At 33.2% G+C, this 627-nt stretch carries 1 protein-coding gene; it reads left to right on the forward strand.

Translation table 11 applies throughout. From position 1 onward, the window contains the following. Positions 1-195: 195 nt before the first annotated feature. On the forward strand, positions 196-627 hold a 432-nt coding region (locus tag CBI42_RS11110; RefSeq protein WP_142294123.1), incomplete at its 3' end, for a hypothetical protein.

Here is a 627-nt window from a genome sequence, read left to right on the forward strand (position 1 = left end):
TTACGGTCAAATAAAAAATTATCAATTCAAAACTATGTCGCATCCCTACCCAGTAGCACTTTTAAAATGTTGCAGGACACATCATTAGAAACTTTGCACTTGTGGAAAGATAGCCACCGGCAGCTATTAAAAAAGATGAACAAAATTATGAACACTAAGTCCCATATAACGAATCCCAAGAGATTAGGAAAAATGATGAACTTAATTAGAAATAAGCATCCCCAAACCCAGCACGTTTTTTTTGGAATGTTCTATGAGCTGCATGATTCAGTAGACATTAATAGAATGGTTGAAGATTCTATGAAATTTTGCCCTAAGTGCAGCTATGAAGATGTCCTTAATTCATTTTTCTCAATTTGCTTTCTATCATTTTGGGAAGGACAGCACAGAGAAGATTATGCCAAAAGATTTTTAGATGATAATTTTGGCAGCGTACAGTATTCAAATAAGGTTGAAGATAACAATTACAAAATAGACTTTTTCGTAACCATGAATTCTGGCAAAAGAATTGGTTTTCAAATAAAGCCGCAAACTTTTTTAACGCATCGAATTAGCGTGAAAGTTAATATTCAAGACAATTTGAAAGCAATTCAAAAAGGTTTGTGCACAACAGTAGTTTATTTGACT

The sequence above is a fragment of the Streptococcus sp. KR genome, assembly GCF_002238115.1.
Lineage (GTDB): Bacteria > Bacillota > Bacilli > Lactobacillales > Streptococcaceae > Streptococcus.